The 15,413-nt window shown below is 48.7% G+C and carries 12 protein-coding genes; 8 read left to right on the top strand and 4 right to left on the bottom strand.

The window, feature by feature from the left end; genetic code table 11:
- Window positions 1–31 precede the first annotated feature (31 nt).
- From Q1B11_RS12155 to pepN, 3 genes are read left to right on the top strand one after another with little or no spacing between them, the layout of a single operon-like run.
- Window positions 32–304 carry a DUF1315 family protein gene (locus Q1B11_RS12155; RefSeq protein WP_299732883.1) on the top strand — a complete coding sequence of 91 codons (273 nt, stop codon included), beginning with the start codon at window positions 32–34 and terminating at the stop codon, window positions 302–304.
- Window positions 305–331: 27 nt separating this feature from the next.
- Complete coding sequence (locus Q1B11_RS12150) at window positions 332–1,222, top strand: DUF2797 domain-containing protein (RefSeq protein ID WP_299732880.1); 891 nt, start codon at window positions 332–334, stop codon at window positions 1,220–1,222.
- Between the two features lie 36 nt (window positions 1,223–1,258).
- Complete coding sequence (gene pepN, locus Q1B11_RS12145; protein ID WP_299732877.1) at window positions 1,259–3,895, top strand: aminopeptidase N; 2,637 nt, start codon at window positions 1,259–1,261, stop codon at window positions 3,893–3,895.
- An 89-nt stretch (window positions 3,896–3,984) separates the two neighbouring features.
- Here the strand turns inward: pepN and Q1B11_RS12140 are convergent, their stop codons facing one another.
- The 3 genes from Q1B11_RS12140 to Q1B11_RS12130 form a co-directional block, all read right to left on the bottom strand.
- A complete protein-coding gene (locus Q1B11_RS12140) occupies window positions 3,985–4,743 on the bottom strand; it encodes a sulfite exporter TauE/SafE family protein (protein ID WP_299732875.1) in 759 nt (252 codons plus the stop codon).
- Window positions 4,744–4,890: 147 nt separating this feature from the next.
- Window positions 4,891–8,019, bottom strand: a complete 3,129-nt coding sequence (locus tag Q1B11_RS12135) for a multidrug efflux RND transporter permease subunit (protein ID WP_299732872.1) — start codon at window positions 8,017–8,019, stop codon at window positions 4,891–4,893.
- 1 nt (window position 8,020) lies between these two features.
- Window positions 8,021–9,259 (bottom strand): efflux RND transporter periplasmic adaptor subunit, encoded by a 1,239-nt coding sequence (locus Q1B11_RS12130; RefSeq protein WP_299732869.1) that lies wholly within the window; start codon window positions 9,257–9,259, stop codon window positions 8,021–8,023.
- Between the two features lie 682 nt (window positions 9,260–9,941).
- Here Q1B11_RS12130 and Q1B11_RS12125 point away from each other — a divergent pair.
- From Q1B11_RS12125 to Q1B11_RS12105, 5 genes are all read left to right on the top strand, one after another.
- Window positions 9,942–10,652 (top strand): response regulator, encoded by a 711-nt coding sequence (locus tag Q1B11_RS12125; protein ID WP_366139460.1) that lies wholly within the window; start codon window positions 9,942–9,944, stop codon window positions 10,650–10,652.
- Window positions 10,649–12,076 (top strand): ATP-binding protein, encoded by a 1,428-nt coding sequence (locus Q1B11_RS12120; protein ID WP_299732866.1) that lies wholly within the window; start codon window positions 10,649–10,651, stop codon window positions 12,074–12,076. The genes Q1B11_RS12125 and Q1B11_RS12120 overlap by 4 nt, the downstream gene beginning before the upstream one ends.
- Before the next feature lie 5 nt (window positions 12,077–12,081).
- Window positions 12,082–12,810 (top strand): hypothetical protein, encoded by a 729-nt coding sequence (locus Q1B11_RS12115; protein WP_299732863.1) that lies wholly within the window; start codon window positions 12,082–12,084, stop codon window positions 12,808–12,810.
- Window positions 12,811–12,896: 86 nt separating this feature from the next.
- On the top strand, window positions 12,897–13,424 hold the full coding sequence (locus Q1B11_RS12110) for a flavin reductase family protein (RefSeq protein WP_299732860.1): 528 nt from the start codon (window positions 12,897–12,899) through the stop codon (window positions 13,422–13,424).
- A 44-nt stretch (window positions 13,425–13,468) separates the two neighbouring features.
- On the top strand, window positions 13,469–14,551 hold the full coding sequence (locus Q1B11_RS12105; protein ID WP_299732857.1) for a ferredoxin--NADP reductase: 1,083 nt from the start codon (window positions 13,469–13,471) through the stop codon (window positions 14,549–14,551).
- Between the two features lie 130 nt (window positions 14,552–14,681).
- On the opposite strand, the gene Q1B11_RS12100 is transcribed toward Q1B11_RS12105, so the two are convergent.
- A complete protein-coding gene (locus Q1B11_RS12100) occupies window positions 14,682–15,386 on the bottom strand; it encodes a hypothetical protein (RefSeq protein WP_299732854.1) in 705 nt (234 codons plus the stop codon).
- Between the last annotated feature and the right edge of the window lie 27 nt (window positions 15,387–15,413).

Below are 15,413 nucleotides of genomic sequence, written 5' to 3'. Positions count from 1 at the left end.
ATAGTTGACCAAGAGAAAAGGACTCAAGTGTATGCAGTTAGACGCTTTTCTTGAAAAAATGAACCCTGTCATCCATCGGTCTCTCAGGCAATCACTGGAACTGGGCAAGTGGCCTGATGGTCGCACCATGACGCAGGAAGAACGGGATGCCAGCCTGCAGGCGGTGATTGTTTATGAGCATCAGCATTTACCAGAATCTGAGCGTATTGGTTATATGCCGGCCAAGTGTGGCTCTTCGGGTAAAAAGCATGATGACAAGAAAGAGGCAGAAGAAGCTTCCATTCTGCGTTTTCAAGACGCCTGATTTTATTTAGCCATTCAGAGATAGAACGTGTCCGAAACAAACCTTACCGGAACGCTTACCGGAACGCTGAGTAAAATGACTTCAGAGCTGATCCCTGGCGCTGAAGGACAGAAAAGTACGGTTAATTATTCTTTGCCAGTGGGAGATCAGTTGCTCCCTCTGAATACACTTATTGGGCAAAAGCTCTCCATGGAATACCTTGGGGAGATCTTCTGCTGTCACTGCGGTCGTAAAACCAAGAAAAGTTTCAGTCAGGGATTTTGCTATCCTTGTTTCCGTAAGTTACCTCAGTGCGACACCTGCATTATGAGTCCGGAAAAGTGTCACTACTTTGAAGGCACCTGTCGTGACCCTGAGTGGGGCGACAAGTTTTGTATGACGGACCATGTCGTCTATCTGGCGAACTCTTCCGGGCTGAAAGTCGGTATTACCCGGGGGACTCAGATTCCAACGCGCTGGATTGATCAGGGCGCTGTTCAGGCAATGCCGTTTATTCGTGTGGCTACACGACAGCAGTCTGGTTTGATTGAAGCGATTTTTAAAGAGTTTATCAATGACAGAACCAATTGGCGGGCTATGCTGAAAGGTCCTGCGGAGCCTTTGGATTTGCAGCAGCATGCCATTGAATTACTGGATATGAACGGTAGCCGGATCAAAGCGCTGCAAGAGCAGTTTGGTTTGCAGGCGATTCAGCCCATGCTGGGTGACATGGCCGGAGAAGCCAGTAAGCCTGCAGTGATCGAAATTGATTACCCTGTGGAGCACTACCCGGTAAAAGTGACATCCCAGTCATTTGATAAGAAGCCGTTAATTGAAGGTATTCTTCACGGCATAAAGGGCCAGTACCTTATCCTGGATACTGGCGTCATCAATATGCGTAAGCACACCGCCTATCAGGTGACAGTTTCTGTCGGCTGAACATGGTAACCGCCATAAAGCTAAGGAATAAATAGAATGAAAGAAGCGCAGCCAAAAGCGATTTTTCTTAAAGATTATCAAGCGCCAGACTATTGGATAGAGCGTACTGACCTCACCTTTGATCTGTATGAAGATTATGCCACCGTTAGCTCAGTGCTCACGGTTGTCAGGAACCAGGATAAAAAAATCGCTAACGGCAGCCTGCCAGTGTTGGAATTGGTGGGTGACGATCTTGAACTGCTCTCTGTCGAGATTGATAACCAGCCCTGGACGGACTATCAAGAGGGCTCAGGCTCTCTGAAAGTCACCGTTCCCGGGGAACAGTTTTCCCTGAAAACCGTATGTAAAATAAAGCCTCAGGAAAACACGTCACTGGAAGGATTGTATAAATCCAATGGTATGTTCTGCACTCAGTGTGAAGCAGAAGGCTTTCGGAAGATAACGTACTATCTGGACCGCCCGGATGTGATGTCTCTCTTCACCACAACAGTGATTGCGGATAAATCCGCGTACCCGATTCTGCTTTCCAACGGCAATGATATTGAACGGGGCGAACTGGAAAATGGCCGTCACTGTGTTCGTTGGGAAGATCCTTTCAAAAAGCCAAGTTACCTGTTTGCCCTGGTAGCGGGTGATCTGCAGTGTGTGGAAGACCATTTTACCACCATGAGTGGTCGGGAAGTGGCTCTGCGTATCTTTACTGAAGCCCATAATATTGATCAATGCGACCACGCCATGGTTTCTCTGAAAAAATCCATGAAGTGGGATGAAGACGTCTATGGTCGTGAATACGATCTGGATATCTTTATGATTGTGGCGGTTGATCACTTCAACATGGGTGCCATGGAAAACAAGGGGCTGAATATCTTCAACTCTGCTGCGGTTCTGGCCAGTCCGGAAACTGCAACGGATGGTCGTTTCCAACGGGTAGAAGCCATTGTTGCCCACGAATATTTTCACAACTGGTCCGGCAACCGGGTGACCTGCCGCGACTGGTTCCAGTTAAGTTTGAAAGAAGGCTTTACGGTATTTCGTGACTCCGAATTCTCAGCGGACATGAATTCCCGCGGCGTAAAACGTATTGAAGACGTTAATGTTCTGAGAACAGCCCAGTTTGCTGAAGACGCCGGCCCCATGGCGCATCCAATACGTCCTGAATCGTTTATTGAAATCTCCAACTTCTACACCGTGACCATTTATGAAAAAGGGGCAGAAGTGGTGCGGATGATTCATGGCATTCTCGGTGCTGAGGATTTCCGCAAAGGCTCTGATTTGTACTTTGATCGTCATGACGGTCAGGCTGCCACTTGTGAAGATTTTGTTAAGGCTATGGAAGACGCGTCAGGGAGAGACCTTGGTCAGTTCCGCAATTGGTATAATCAGGCGGGCACACCGGTGTTGACTGTCAGCGATGAATACGATGAAGACAGCCATCAATATCAGCTGATTATTGAGCAAAGCTGCCCGGCGACACCAGGCCAGGATAAAAAAGAACCTTTCCATATCCCGGTGCGAATTGGACTGTTGGATGGAGAAGGTGAAGATCTGCCACTGAATGCAGAAGGGGACACCAGCCTGGTTCTGGATGTGAAGCAGGCGAAGGAAGTATTCACGTTTGAGAAAATTGAAGAACGTCCATTGCCTTCTATTCTGAGAGGTTTTTCTGCGCCGGTTCGCGTGGCGTTTGATTATTCCCGTGATGACCTGTTGTTCCTGATGGAAAACGACAGTGATCACTTTAATCGCTGGGATGCCAGTCAGCGCTTGGCGACCAGTGTGATTGATGAAATGGTGGCTGCCATGGTGGCCGGTAACGACGTTGCACCGGATGCGCGATTGATCACCGCCTTTGGCTCGGTCATTCACGATGAATCTCTGGATCTGGCTGTTAAAGCAGAGATGCTGGTGTTGCCTTCAGAAGCCTCTCTGTCACAACAGGCGACTGTTGTTTATCCGCAATTTATTCATCAAGCAAGACAGCAGGTAAAACACGCGATTGCACAAGCGCATCAAAGTGAGTTAGAAGCCGTTTGGCGTGCATTGAGCAGCACCAAACCTTATCGTCCGGCAGCGGAAGATATTGCTGAGCGTACACTGAAAAACATCTGTCTGGGTTATCTCACAGCTCTGGATGAAAAGGGAACGTTAGCGCTGGCAGAGCAGCAGTATCACGGCGCGACCAATATGACCGACCGGTTTGCGGCTCTGTCCTGTGTCATCAATGCTGGCCATCAAGATCGTGAGTTGATGGATGAAGTGCTGGATGATTTCCTCAAGCGCTATCAAGATGACACTAACGTAATGGATCAGTGGTTGTCCGTTCAGGCGGCAAGCCCTGCGCTGGGAAGTTTGTCCCATGTGTTGTCGTTAATGCAGCATGAGGTGTTTGATGCTTCCAGCCCGAACAAACTTCGTTCTGTATTGGGTGGCTTTGCCAGCAATATGAAGCAGTTTCATGCAGCAGATGGTTCTGGTTATGCCTTCCTTGCAGATCAGTTGCTGGATTTGGATAAGAAAAATCCACAGATTGCTTCCCGCCTTCTGACGCCATTAACCCGCTGGCGTAAGTTTGAGCCTGCAGCTCAGGAGCGAATGAAGGTACAGTTGGAGCGTATCAAGAACTCTGAAGGGTTGTCTTCAGATGTTTATGAAGTGGTTAATAAGAGTATTTAAACTTTCTCTTATTTTTAGTAACCCCCATACCTGCTCTGTTTAGCAGAGCAGGTATGGGGGCTTGGCTCAGTCCAGTTATGACATCCGCCTTAAAATAATAGGGCGGCACCACAACCGACAAGCGTCATGATCAGAAGAATCTGTTTTAAGGTTTCAGATTTTGCCGTGATCGCAAATTTGACTGAAAGATGGGCACCAATAATAAAACCAACGGATAAAATCAGAGCAGGAACCCAATCAACCTGCCCTCGGGCAATGAATACAATCAGAGCAATCGTAGTGAACGCCAGTGTGCAAACCAACTTAAGCGCGTTTCCCCGTACCAGGTCATATCGAAGCACCCCACAGACGGCGGCAAGAAGAATAAAACCAACACCCGCCTGAACAAAGCCTCCATAAAATCCGGCAATGGCAAGACCAGCCCATCCTTTTTTTGACTCAGATACTTTTAATGGAATGGTGTCCATATCCGGGACAATCATTGCCGGGCGTATCACCATAATCAGGCTCATGATGATCATCGCGCCCAAAAGCATCGGCTTCAGTAAAGACTCCGGACTGTAAGATGCGGTGAGTGCTCCGGCAATGCCGCCGAGCAGCGTAGGCACCATCATGGGCATGATTTCTGTGGTTTCCAGGCGATTGTGCTTTTTGAAACCGATAGCACCCGTCAGGCTTTGTAGAAAAATACCGACGCGATTACTGGCATTGGCAATGTCGGCGGGCATGCCCATGATCATCAAGGCAGGAAGCGTCAGGTTTGAGCCACCACCGGCCAGAGTATTGATGGCTCCGGCAAGAAGGCCGAGCACAATCAGCGTAGCTGACGAGAGCAGTGTGACTTCCATAGTATGTTTTCTTAAATTGACTTCAGGAGTGGCTGGCTTGATCGTAGCAGAAGAGTAAGGGTAACGGCTACTTGAGCTTTTTTATTCAAAGGTGAATGAAAAAGGCCATCTTATGTGATGGCCTTTTAATGATTTGCTTTTGTACTATTAACTATTCGCTTTATCCGGATTAAAGTGCTCCCGCATCTTCTGCAGCAGAAGATAGAACACTGGTATCAGCAAGGTACCAAAGATAGTTGCCGCCAGCATACCAGAGCTCACCGTAATACCAATGATCTGACGACTCGCAGCGCCAGCACCAGACGCTAATACCAGAGGCATAACGCCCAGAATAAATGACAACGCAGTCATCAATACCGCACGGAATCGCAGGCCTGCAGCATTGAGCGCCGAGTCAAAGATGCTGTTGCCTTCCCGGCGTTGCACCATGGCAAATTCGACAATCAGAATGGCGGTTTTGGCGGCAATACCGATTAACAGAACCATACCGATTTGGGCATAGATATCGTTAGCCAGAATCGGATTGAAGTAACGCATGATATTAATACCAGCAAACGCACCGAAGGTAGCGATAGGCACGGCGCTGATGATGGCCAGAGGCAATGTCCAGCTTTCATATTGAGCTACCAGGAACAGGTAGGCAAACAGGAAGCACATGGCAAACAACATAGGCGCCAGGTTGCCTGCTTCAATCTCCTGAAGGGACTGACCGGACCAGGCGTAGGTGTAACCGGTTGGCAGGTTGTCCGCCAATCTTGCCATGGCGTTGATAGCATCACCAGAACTGTAACCAGGCGCCGACTGACCACTGATATTGGTGGACTGGTACATGTTGTAATGACCAATGCTGCTTGGGCCGAGAACTGGCGTCAGGGTAGCCATGGTAGTTAGTGGCACCATTTGTCCCTGGCTATTGCGCACATAGAATTTACTCAGATCCGACGGGTCGGCACGGTCAATACTTTCTGCCTGCAGGTTTACCTGATAGTTCTGGCCGAGCAATGTGAAGTCATTGACGTATAAAGAGCCCAGTTGGGTTTGCAGAGTCATGAAAATATCGGAAAGAGAAACGTCCTGAGCTTTGGCCTTATTTCGATCTACTTCCAGAAAGTATTGCGGTACGTTTGCCTGCCAGGTAGAAAATACCTGAGCCAGTTCTGGTTGTTGATTGGCCTGATAAATCAAACCATTAAGCACCTGCGCCAGTTCCTGTGGAGAGCGCCCCATGGTGTCTTGAAGGCGGAAATCAAAGCCTCCAGAATTGCCAAGGCCGGGAATCGGCGGGAAGGCAAAGGCCATGATTTGCGCTTCCTGAACACCCCAGAGCTTCGCCTGTGTTCGTTGTAAAATCGCATCCTGGTGCAGTTCAGGGCTTGCCCGGTCAGCCCAGGGTTCGAGTACGACAATCGCCAGTGCGGCGTTACTGCTGGAGCCGCTGAAGATACTGAAGCCCGATATAGTGATTACACTTTCCACGCCTTTTTCGGTGCGGACAATATTGGTAATCTCTTCCATCAACGCTTCGGTTCTGTTCAGTGATGCCGCATCGGGAAGCTGAATGTTCACGGCAAAAAAGCCCTGATCTTCATTAGGCACAAAACCGCCCGGCGTGGCGGTAAACAGGTAGCCGGTGGCAGCGAGCATAATTCCCAGAAGACCGACACCGAGAACCGTTCTCCGAAGCAGTATCCGCACCCAGCTCTGGTATCCGCCGGTCAGTTTGGTAATGAAGGTGTCTATGGGTTTTAGCCAGGTGATTTGTTGCAATGTGTCTTTTTTCAACAGCACGGAGCACAGAGCAGGGCTTAGTGTCAGGGCGTTGATGGATGAAATCAGAACTGCTACAGATATAGTGACGGCAAACTGTGTATAGAGGCCGCCGGTGATACCGGGCATAAAGGCAACCGGGACAAAGACCGCCAGCAGCACCAGAGTGGTGGCGACAATAGGGCCCGACACCTCCTTCATGGCTTGGCTGACCGCGGCCTTTGGTTCCATACCTTCTTTGGTTATCAGACGCTCGACGTTTTCGATAACAACGATCGCGTCGTCTACCACTACGCCAATGGCGAGAACCAGACCAAATAAGCTGATGGTGTTAATGGAGAAACCAATGGCTTTCATGACTGCAAAGGTACCGATCAGGGAGACCGGAATGGCAATGGCGGGAATCAGCGTGGCGCGCCAGTTCTGCAAGAACAGGAATACCACCAGAATTACCAGTAGAACGGCTTCAAACAGGGTCTGAACCACTTCATCAATGGAGGCGCTGATGAATTCAGTGGTATCAAATTTGATGGCGTATTCCATACCTTCCGGGAAGTCTTTGCTCAGATCTTCCATAATGGCCTTGACGTTTTCTGCCACATCCATAGCGTTGGCGTCTGGCTGCTGATAGATAACCAGAAAGGTAGTTGGCATATTGTCTATTTTGGCAACACCAGAATAGCTTTGGGAGCCTAGCTCTACACGGGCAACGTCGTTAATGCGTACAAATGACCCGTCAGGATTAGCCCGGATAATGATGTTGCCGAAGCCTTCTGCTGAGTCCAGCTGACCCCGTGTTCGGATGGTATAGGTAAACTGTTGGTCGGGCTGGTTAGGTGCCTGACCCAGCTGGCCGGCAGCAACGATGGCGTTTTGCTCACTGACGGCATTGCTGATATCGGAGGCGGTAACACCGAGAGAAGCCATGCGGGTTGGGTTCATCCATACGCGCATACTGTAGGTCATTGCACCCATTACTTCGGCTTTAGCAACCCCGTTGATACGGGTCATGGAGTCAGTGATGTAATTACTGGCATAGTTACTCAGATAAATTTCATCAAATGTACCATCGGGGGAAAGCAGGTTTACACCTAATAGCATATTAGACGACTGTTTACGTACGTTGATGCCCAGTCGCCGAACCTGTTCCGGCAGCTTTGGCTCTGCGGCAGACACCCGGTTCTGGACATTGACCATGGCAATATCCTGGTCAACGCCGGCTTCAAAGGTGACCGTAATGGAGACACTGCCATTGTTGTAGGCAGTGGAGTCCATATAGATCATACCTTCAACGCCGTTTACCTGATCTTCAATCGGGCGCATAACGGCGGATTCCAGCGTTTCCGAATCGGCGCCGGGGTATGTCGCGGTGATGGAAATCTGGGGCGGCGTAATTTCCGGGAATTGGCTTACCGGTAATGTACTCAGAGAAATAAGGCCCACAAGGGTGATCACAATCGAGATGACGAATGCGAACTTGGGCCGGTCAATAAAAAACTGGCTGATCATCTCAGTGAACCTGTTCCTGCTTGCTGGAGGTTTTCACCGTAATCGTGCCGGTGGTGATGTTCAGGTCAACAACGGTTGGGGTGACCTTACCGCCAGCGCGCACCTTTTGCAGACCTTGAACAATAATATGTTCGCCGGTTTTTAAGCCGGATTTGACCACCCACATGGCATTGATCCGTCGACCCAGTTCAACCTGGCGGCTCTCGACCGTATTATCTGGTTTGACCACCAGAACAAAGAAGCCGGCTTGATTTTGTTGAACGGAGGCTTGAGGGATCAGTGGCAGCAGTGTTTTTTCTTTGCTTTCAGCCTGCAGGGTGACATAAAGACCTGGCAGAATGATGCCCTGAGGATTAGGGAAAGACGCTCGCAGCGTCAGTGTGCCCATGGTTTGGTCTACTTGGGTGTCCGCAAAGCTGAAGGTGCCTGGCTGGTTATATTCTTTGCCGTTGGGGAGTTTCAGCGTCAGATCAAAACTGCCTTTGTCTTCTAATGGCGTGTCAATGGCTTCGGATGTGGCATCGGTTATTGAGGTAGGGTTGTCAGACAGATGAGTGATCAACTGTCGTTCATCCACCTGAAAAGTGACGTATATAGGATCCATGCTGGTAAGTGTGGCCAGTGGTTCGCTGCTTGGTCCGACCAGGTTACCAACACTGTAGGTAGACTTTCCGATCTCACCTTTGAAGGGCGCTGTGATACGGGTGTAACCCAGATTCAATCGAGCAGATTCAAGGTTCGCCTTTGCTGATTCTACGGAGGCCAGCGCTTGAGCTTCAGTACTGGTCTGCAGATCGAAATCGGACTGGCTGATAGCGCCTTTTTTCACCAGATCTTTACCCCGCTCAAGATTCTTACGGGCATTGGTCAGGCTGGCACGACTACTGGCCAATTGCGCTTCCGCGCCTTTGAGCGTTGCTTCAAACGGTGCACGGTCAATTTCATAAAGCAGCTGATCTTTTTCAACCATACCGCCTTCCACAAAATTCCGCTTTACCAGAAAACCTTCGACCCGGGCACGAATATCAACGGTGTTAACGGCTTCAGAGCGGCCTACGTATTCGTAGTAATCCCCCACTTCCTGTTCAACAACATTGTAAACCGATACCGCCGGAGGCGGCATTTGCGCATGTTGGGATTTCTGATCATCGCCACAGCCTGCCAGCAAAAGAAACGATGTTGCCAGTGCGCTCAGGGGCAGCCATTTGCGTGGGGTGAAATGCGAAATTTTTTTGATCATTGATAGCTCCATAAAGGGTTATTTCTCAACAACCCACTTAGCCGCCAGCAGGGTGGCCGGTCGCTAAAGGACAAAATTGTTCTATCCTGCCATTGCACACTGCACATATATGTAAACAACGGAGGTGTATAAGTGACACCTGTTGCGGGGAGGGGTGTACATGGCAATGAAATATACCCGTCGCCTTTCAAGTTGCTACTTTGTTGGCTGCGCTCGCTCACCCCGATCGCCTACTATTTTTAGGCTCACGGGGCTTCGCTCTCTTGCCGCCGCGTAGCCACTTGAAATCCTTTGGGTATAGGTGCTGAATTGCAAAGTGCGAAGGATAGTAGGTGTTTTGTTCCACTATCGCTATGTGGAAAACCGAAGTTGGCAAATTGTTTACGGAGTCAGCGCCTATTGCGCAGGACTTTACACTGCTTTTACCGGATCTATTTACCCAGTTGATATGTGAGTCCATAAACTGAAATGGCATTAAAAAGAGGGGTGACAAACCAGTGAAACATGAGCTTCACTGGCTCAGCAGATTGGTTACAGGATAGCAACTCACAGGTGATTTGCGTAAAAAGTCCTTTTACCGTTGTTGGCGTTACCCTCTGGCTATTCCCCTACAGACATCGCAAGCTGTACCATTGCCCCGTCTCCCCCGGCGGGGGCTTTTTTTACAGGAGCATTTTTTCCTATGAATGCAATGAGCAAAACCGATGGCAAGCTATTGCTGATTGATGATGATATTGAACTCTGTGAGTTGCTGGTCGAGTATCTGGCTACCGAAGGGTTTACTGTTACTGCGGTTCATGACGGCGAAGCCGGTGTTGCCGCGGCATTGTCCGGTGATCAGGATCTGGTGCTGCTGGATGTCACTCTGCCCAAACTGAATGGCTTTGATGCGTTGAAACAAATTCGACAGCAGTCCAATACGCCTGTCATGATGCTCACCGCCCGTGGTGACGACGTGGATCGAATTATCGGCCTGGAATTCGGTGCGGATGATTACCTGCCAAAACCTTACAATCACCGGGAGCTGGTGGCCAGAATAAAGGCCATTCTGCGCCGTGGCCGTACGCCGCTGATTCCGGAAGGCACCAGCAAAACCCTGCAGATTGATGATATCGCGCTGAATCTGGCCAATCGTGAAGCGGCTATTTCCGGCGAACCTCTGGAGCTAACCGCCACGGAATTTTTGGTATTAAAAACGCTGATTGAAAAAGCCGGTGAATTAATCTCCCGGGACGACCTCACTCAGATCGCATTGAACCGCAAACTGACTCTGTATGATCGTGCCATCGATATGCACGTGAGTAATGTGCGCAAGAAAATCGGCACCCGCCCAGACGGCAGTCCGAGAATTAAAACCGTTCGTGGTTCCGGCTACTTTTACATTCTGCCATGAAATTGTTTTCCGCTATGCGGCGGCTTCGTATTTTACGACTGCGTATTCCCGGGCTGGAAATTTGGCAATGGCACAGCCTTTTCTGGAAAATCTTTCTGTGGTTCTGGTTGACCATGATCGCCATGCTGGTGACGCTGTTTCTCGCGTTTGCGGTCACCGTTGATCCTTCTGATTTTCTGTCCGAACGGCGGGCATTGCATCAGGAACTGGAGATAGCAGCCAAGAAAATGGAGTTGCTCTCCAGAACCTCTGTGCATTTGCCGATCCCACATTTTCCGGGTAGCGGTTACTACCTTTTCGATACAGAAGGGAATGTACTGGGAAGCGCTTCGATTTCTGAAGAGTTGATTTCAGCCTACAACAAAACCCGGGATAAGCAGGATCCCACCATCACTTTTCGAAGTGGTGTTGTGGTGGTTGGCCCGAAACGTATTACTCTGAATGCTGCGCCTTATGAGTTGTATCTGACCAAAGAAATGCCGGTTCTGGTGCATTGGCGGGTGAAACAGGTGATTGCCAGTCGTTGGCCGTTAATTGTTCTGGCGCTTGGTGTCAGCTTCTTTTTGTGCGTGATTCTGGCCCGCTATCTGGTCGGCCCGATTCGTAACTTGCAAAGAGCGTCAAGGCGATTGGCCCGCGGTGATCTTGAAGCCCGGGTAGGTGGCAAAGTTGCCCATCGTAAAGATGAGCTGGGTGAGCTGGCTCGAGACTTTGACCACATGGCAGAGCAGGTTGGCTCGCTGGTGTTTGCCAAAGAGCGATTGCTCCGGGATGTGTCCCACGAGCTGCGATCGCCATTGACTCGATTGCAGATTTCTTTGGCGCTGGCTCGACGTAAGACGCCAGAAGCAGAAGCTGAACATGCACGCATAGAACGGGAAATTGAACGGCTGGATCAATTGATTGGTCAGATTATTCACTTCTCCCGGATTCAGCATAATGTTGCCAATATGGCCTGTGAGAAAATATCGCTGGAAAACATCGTGAAAACGCTGGTGGATGATGGTGATTTCGAAGCACAGGCTTATGAGAAAGCCGTCGTATTAAAAGCGTCGTCGGATATATCGTTGGTGGCTGTGCGTGAATTTCTTTCCAGTGCCATTGAAAACATTATTCGCAATGCTATTCGATTTACACCCCAAGACTCGGAGGTTGAGGTCTATCTTCTCAGGGAGAATGGTTCTGCTGTTATCAAGATACGTGATTATGGGCCAGGGGTTCCTGAGTCTGCGTTGACTGATCTCTTCGAACCCTTTTTTCGGGTGGATGAAACCCGGGGCAAAGAGAATGACGGTACGGGGCTTGGCATGGCCATCGCCAGCAGCGCAGTGACTCAACACAATGGCAGTATTGTTGCACGTAATGCTAACCCCGGGTTGGAGGTCACTATTCGATTGCCTTTGAGAAATGGCCTGAGTGTCTGAGTATCATGCCTGAAATCTGTCGCCTGCAGGAGCTATCGCCTGGCAGGCGATGGCTATCCAAGATCAATGTCAGTGAACTTATAAAATCAACAACGGCGGTGCATATGTTGAATCGTGTCTTACCCGCTGATGGGTTTCTGAAAATGGTGTGCGGTTGCATGGTAATATTACTGGCAGGATGTTCTTCCAGTGACCGGGTGTCGTTTAATCAGGAATCATTGCAAGCGTTGGTGAATAACGGATTTCTATCACCGCAGATCTGCACCATGGATATGATGCCGGTGATGAATGTCCAGTTGTATCTGGAAACCCCTCAGGTTTTCCTTCAGGGTGACAGTAAACCATTAATGTTTCATATTAACGGTAAGCTGGATGCAGATGTGTTTGGCGGTGTTGTCATGGAAAAAGTTCCGCTTCAGATCAGTGGCTTTACCCAGTTGACGTATTCACCGGAAGATCAAACCATTCATATGGATCAGATTGAGTTTATGGAAGCCAATCTGGACTTGGAAGTGGCGATTTTCAAAGCGGTAATTATTGAAAGTTTTCAAAAAGCACTGCACAACAAGCTGGTCAATGTACCGTTGATCTCACTGCACAATAATCAGGAATTGGCTACCCGATTAGATAGCTGGTCAGAAAAGTGGGGCAGCGTTGCTTTTGATGTTCAGGATGGGGCGCTGATTATTGAACCTGAGAAGACAGATAAGAAGGGTGATGATTCATCAGGTTGAATCTTAAAATCTCTTAGTCTCCTTGGACGATGAGCGCCCTAAAGGCTCCGGTCATTATCTTTGTAAATATGACCTGTGAGCCGAACATGAACGTATCCAATCCGAACGAATCGTTGAAAGAACAAATGCTTCAGTCAATGCGTCGTCTGGCCAGTTCCGTGACCATCATTTCTACCGCTAACGGGCAGCAGCGTCACGCCATGGCTGCAACAGCGGTGACTTCTCTTTCAATGGACCCTCCCGCACTTTTGGTGTGTGTTAATCGCTCAACGGCAATGCATGACTTGCTTGAAGAAGGCAGAGATTTTTGTGTGAATATTCTCAGTCGTGAGCAGGAAGCAGTATCGGTGATGTGTGGTGGTAAAGCCCATGGGGAGGATCGTTTTTTAACCGGGAACTGGGAGGAAAACAGGGATGGAATTCCTTTTCTGTCTGATGCTCAGTCGGTGCTTGTTTGTCAGCAGGATGGTAAATACGACTATGGCACACATACTATTTACATTGGTCGAATTAGTGCGATTCAAAACAGTCATGAAGTGAACCCTCTGATTTATGTGGATGGTCGTTATACGACGTCGGAACAACAATCCCCTAAGCAAAGTGTTGCTGCCTGAATAGACAAATAATGACTAATCCAATACAAGTACAGGAATAAAGTATGAGCAGTTCAGAGGCTTCGGCGCAGGAGATATCAACCGATCAGCGCTACCATCGTCTGGAAGTAACTGCCGTCATTGAAGAAACCCATGACAGTAAGTCCGTTATATTCAACATTCCAGAGGAAAAAAAGGCAAAGTTTGCCTATCTTCCCGGACAATTTCTCACCTTAAAGGTGCCATACGATGGTAAGCAGTTAACCCGCTGTTACTCTCTGGCCAGTTCACCTCATAGAGATTCAGAGCACAAGGTAACCATCAAACGTGTTGATGATGGTCGTATATCCAATTGGATTAATGATTACGTAAAGGCCGGTGATCAGATAGAGGTGATGACGCCAGCGGGTTTGTTCTGCCTGAATGATAAAACGCCCGCTGGGGATATTGTGCTTTTTGGTGGCGGCTCAGGGATTACCCCGGTGTTTTCCATTCTGAAATCGGCGTTGGAAACAACGGATAGAAAGATAAAATTGATTTACGCAAATCGCGATGATCGATCAGTTATTTTCAAAGATGAGTTGAAGGCGATTGCTGCCGAACATATTGATCGTCTGGAAGTGGTGCATATTCTCGATTCAGTCCATGGCTTTCTGACGCAGCCCATGGTTTGTCAGCTGATGGACGGGTATCGACATGGTGAATACTTCATTTGTGGCCCTGGCCCATTTATGGATACGGTTGAGTCAGCGCTCATCGGGCTGGGTGAGCCTGAAGATCGTATTCATACCGAACGATTTGTCTCACCTCCAGATCCTGATCAGACGGAGGCTGTTGTCCAACAGGCAAAAGCAGCGGCGGAAAGTTCTAATACCGTTCAGTTTGAGGCCGTGCTGGACGGTGAAACCTATGAAATCCCATACGAAAAAGGGGATACATTGTTGGAGGCTTTGTATAAAGCCGAGCTTGAGCCCCCCGCTTCTTGTGAAGAAGGTATGTGTGGCGCCTGTATGTGTACCGTAGAACGTGGTGAAACCCAGCTTGCTCAGAATGATGTGTTATCCGATAAAGAGCTGGAAAAAGGTTGGACTCTGGCTTGTCAGGCGAGGCCGTTAAGTGACGATGTGAAAGTTAAATTCCCTGATTAAGGGGTGAGCAAGTACAGGTGCTGTAATCTCGTTCCCATGCTGGAGCATGGGAACGAGTTGGTTGAAAGTTTTTGCGATCACCTTATTCAGTGGGGCGCATGTGCCTATGCTGAACCATAGACGACTCTAATCAAGGTACTTCATTGTAGATGATTTTAAATCCTTCGGTGATGAAGGGTGAGAAGGGAAAGTAGATGTGTTGCCTTGCAAAATCCTCAAGCAAGTCATAACGGAAGCTGGATAGAATAAAGTCCGGTGGTTCAGGTCGCCATTCTCCACCTTGTTTCCTAAATGTCAGTATTTCTGAACGGTTCTCGTGGCCTGTATTGTATGAATCCGGAAAGATAGCGGTCACTGTGACAATGTCACCTTCAACATTGGAGTTTACTGTTAATTCAGGTGAAACGTTGATCTCATAAGGGCGAGTGATACCAACATTCAATTTGGACTTGGAAACAATTCGGCTAAAAAAGTCCGAAGGGGACAGTGCTCGTGCAGCACCTTTGCCTTCTGGGAAAATGTGATTAAACACTTTGCCTTCAGCGTGAGATAAGACCTGATGTTTTAATAGATTCAGGGAGTCCTTTGGGAAAAAAGCGGTGAACTCCTGAAAGTTAAATGTATTTAACTTTTCGAACATCTGCATGATGGTTGATTTAAGGGCGTCTTTTTCATAGTCATCCAGCTGCTCTTCATAATCTCTGGATATCGCCTCATTTGAAATCGCTGATGGTTTTTGATGATTGACGGCTTTGTCAGTATAACCATAGGCGATGTTGTTAGCGGTTATTAGCATGGCCGTTGATAAGGCTATCGCGTTTAAATATCTCTTCATAATGGTTTACCAATAATAGCCTGGCAG

This window comes from uncultured Endozoicomonas sp., assembly GCF_947495845.1.
In the GTDB taxonomy this organism is placed as follows: Bacteria; Pseudomonadota; Gammaproteobacteria; order Pseudomonadales; family Endozoicomonadaceae; genus Endozoicomonas.
The sequence above is the reverse complement of the archived record's forward strand: the minus strand, read 5'-3'. Positions and strand labels throughout refer to the sequence as shown.

What these genes read in the sequence shown, in the direction of transcription:
- Q1B11_RS12155 (WP_299732883.1), top strand. Translation starts at nt 32, where the DNA reads ATGCAGTTAGACGCTTTTCTTGAAAAAATGAACCCTGTCATCCATCGG.
- pepN (WP_299732877.1), top strand. Translation starts at nt 1,259, where the DNA reads ATGAAAGAAGCGCAGCCAAAAGCGATTTTTCTTAAAGATTATCAAGCG.
- Q1B11_RS12140 (WP_299732875.1), bottom strand. Translation starts at nt 4,743, where the DNA reads ATGGAAGTCACACTGCTCTCGTCAGCTACGCTGATTGTGCTCGGCCTT.
- Q1B11_RS12135 (WP_299732872.1), bottom strand. Translation starts at nt 8,019, where the DNA reads ATGATCAGCCAGTTTTTTATTGACCGGCCCAAGTTCGCATTCGTCATC.
- Q1B11_RS12130 (WP_299732869.1), bottom strand. Translation starts at nt 9,259, where the DNA reads ATGATCAAAAAAATTTCGCATTTCACCCCACGCAAATGGCTGCCCCTG.
- Q1B11_RS12125 (WP_366139460.1), top strand. Translation starts at nt 9,942, where the DNA reads ATGAATGCAATGAGCAAAACCGATGGCAAGCTATTGCTGATTGATGAT.
- Q1B11_RS12120 (WP_299732866.1), top strand. Translation starts at nt 10,649, where the DNA reads ATGAAATTGTTTTCCGCTATGCGGCGGCTTCGTATTTTACGACTGCGT.
- Q1B11_RS12115 (WP_299732863.1), top strand. Translation starts at nt 12,082, where the DNA reads ATGCCTGAAATCTGTCGCCTGCAGGAGCTATCGCCTGGCAGGCGATGG.
- Q1B11_RS12110 (WP_299732860.1), top strand. Translation starts at nt 12,897, where the DNA reads ATGAACGTATCCAATCCGAACGAATCGTTGAAAGAACAAATGCTTCAG.
- Q1B11_RS12105 (WP_299732857.1), top strand. Translation starts at nt 13,469, where the DNA reads ATGAGCAGTTCAGAGGCTTCGGCGCAGGAGATATCAACCGATCAGCGC.
- Q1B11_RS12100 (WP_299732854.1), bottom strand. Translation starts at nt 15,386, where the DNA reads ATGAAGAGATATTTAAACGCGATAGCCTTATCAACGGCCATGCTAATA.